At 62.2% G+C, this 2,188-nt stretch carries 3 protein-coding genes; all 3 read right to left on the bottom strand.

The genetic code is table 11. The features are described from left to right. Window positions 1-875: tRNA 5-methoxyuridine(34)/uridine 5-oxyacetic acid(34) synthase CmoB (gene cmoB, locus OC610_RS26130; RefSeq protein WP_264431958.1), on the bottom strand; the 875-nt coding region annotated here is incomplete at its 3' end. Beyond that, a complete protein-coding gene (gene cmoA, locus OC610_RS26125; protein ID WP_264431955.1) occupies window positions 872-1,651 on the bottom strand; it encodes a carboxy-S-adenosyl-L-methionine synthase CmoA in 780 nt (259 codons plus the stop codon). The genes cmoB and cmoA, both read right to left, overlap by 4 nt. Before the next feature lie 67 nt (window positions 1,652-1,718). Beyond that, complete coding sequence (locus tag OC610_RS26120) at window positions 1,719-2,111, bottom strand: protease inhibitor I42 family protein (RefSeq protein WP_030139566.1); 393 nt, start codon at window positions 2,109-2,111, stop codon at window positions 1,719-1,721. Between the last annotated feature and the right edge of the window lie 77 nt (window positions 2,112-2,188).

Genomic DNA, 2,188 nt, shown 5'->3' with positions numbered 1-2,188 from the left:
TCGCTCAGCGACTGATACTTCATCCACTCGGTGCTGCGTTGTTCTTCCACGGTGGTCAGGCTCACGTCGACGCAGCGCACATCGCTGAACCCGGCGCGGCGCAGCCAGCGTTCCAAGGCCGGTACTGACGGCAGAAACCATACGTTGCGCATCTGCGCGTAGCGGTCCTCCGGCACGAGCACCTGATGTTCGTCGCCCTCGATTACCAAGGTTTCCAGCACCAGCTCACCGCCCTTGACCAGGCAATCCTTCAAGGCAAGCAAATGCTCGATCGGCGATCGGCGGTGGTAGAACACGCCCATGGAAAACACCGTGTCGAAGCCTTCAAGCTCCGGCGGCAGGGCTTCGAAGGGGAACGGCAGGTGCCAGGCGTTGGGCTGGGACAGGTAGCGCTGCACCGCCTGGAACTGACAGAAGAACAGCCAGTTGGGGTCGACGCCGATCACCGTGTCTGCCCCGGCGCCTAGCATGCGCCACATGTAGTAGCCATTGCCGCAGCCCACATCGAGGATGCGCTTGCCCTTGAGATCGAGATGCGGGGCGACGCGTGACCATTTCCAGTCCGAGCGCCATTCGGTGTCGACGTGTACGCCAAACAGATCGAACGGGCCTTTGCGCCAAGGCGACAGGCCCATCAGGGCGGTACGCATCCGGGCGCGGGTTTCGTCGGAGCAATCGGTGTCGAGGGTCAGCCCATTCAGCAGATCCACCGTGGTCGGCTGCAAGGCAGGCAGCGCATCCAGTGCGCTCTGCCAGCGTTCGAGATCGCCGTGGCCCTTCTCCATCTTGGCATCGAGTTGCGCCTGCAACGTCGTGGCCCAATCGGCCAGGGGCGTGCCGGCCAGATGGCGGGCGAGGGGAGACAGATCAATCATGGCAAGGCAATCAACGAGGCGAAGTTAAGACACTGGAACCACGGCACGACTTTCGAGAACCCGGCCGCCAACAGGCGTTCGCGGTGTTCTTCAAGGCTGTCGGGCTTCATGACATTTTCGATGGCGCTGCGTTTCTGGGCGATTTCCAGTTCGCTGTAGCCGTTGGCGCGCTTGAAGGCCACGTGCAGGTCGGTGAGCAGCGCGTGTTCCTCGGCATCGTTGAAGCGCAGCTTCTCCGAAAGGATCAGGGCGCCACCGGGCAGCAACGATTGGCGGATGCGGCCGAGCAGCGCGGTGCGCTGGTCCGGCGCGATGAATTGCAGGGTGAAGTTCAACGCCACCACCGAGGCCGGCTGGAACGTCAAGGCGAGGATGTCGCCCTCGATCACCTCCACTGGCAGTAACTCCTGGAACATCGAGTCCTGGCCGTTGAGGTATTCGCGGCAACGCTCGACCATGGCCGCCGAGTTATCCACCGCGATCACCCGGCAACCATCGGTGCGCACATGGCGGCGCAGGGCCTGGGTCACCGCGCCAAGGGAAGATCCCAGGTCGTAGAGCACGCTGTTGGGCTGGGCAAATTGCGCCGCGAGCACGCCGAGGTTCTCGACGATGGTCGGGTAACCCGGCACCGAACGCTTGATCATGTCCGGAAAGACGCGCACCACATCTTCGTTGAATGCGAAGTCAGGCACCTGGGCCAAGGGTTGGGCGAATAGGCGATCGGGTTCTTTGCTCACGGCGGTTCCAGCGACAGGGGGCGAAAAGGCCGGCATTTTAACCAGAAAATCGGCGGTTCTGTGTGGCTTTCAAATGGACGTTTGCCTATCAGCCAACCGCCACTCAATTCACCGAAATGGCGCAATCAAAGGTTTCAACGGGTGGCACTTCCGGTGCCCATGGCTGTTGATAAGTCAGGCGCAAGCGCCCGGTGCCACCGGCAAACGCCTGGAAGCGCCAGGTCGATACCCCGGCGGCGCCGACCACGCCAGCGTCTTCGGGGTTGCGATAGACCTCCGGGCCAAGGCCTTTTAGAACGCCGCCGGCCGAGTCCTGAATGCTCCAGCGATAGCCCGTGGTGGGGTTGCTCGGCAGGCTCAGGATCAGGTTCTGTCCGCTATTGAGTCGCACAGGACACTGACTCTGCTTTTCCAGCGTCACGTTTTGTTTCGGCTGTGTGGCGCAAGCGGTCAGCAGGGCGAGGCTGACCGGGACGAGTAGGCGGGTGAGGGACATAAAGGCTCCGGCATTCACGACGAACGGCGAGCATAACCGAAGATGCTACTGGGTGTGTCAGGTGGGCATGTGTTGTT

Source organism: Pseudomonas agronomica, assembly GCF_025917275.1.
Taxonomy (GTDB): Bacteria; Pseudomonadota; Gammaproteobacteria; order Pseudomonadales; family Pseudomonadaceae; genus Aquipseudomonas; species Aquipseudomonas agronomica.
This window is presented reverse-complemented; position numbering and strand designations above follow the sequence as displayed.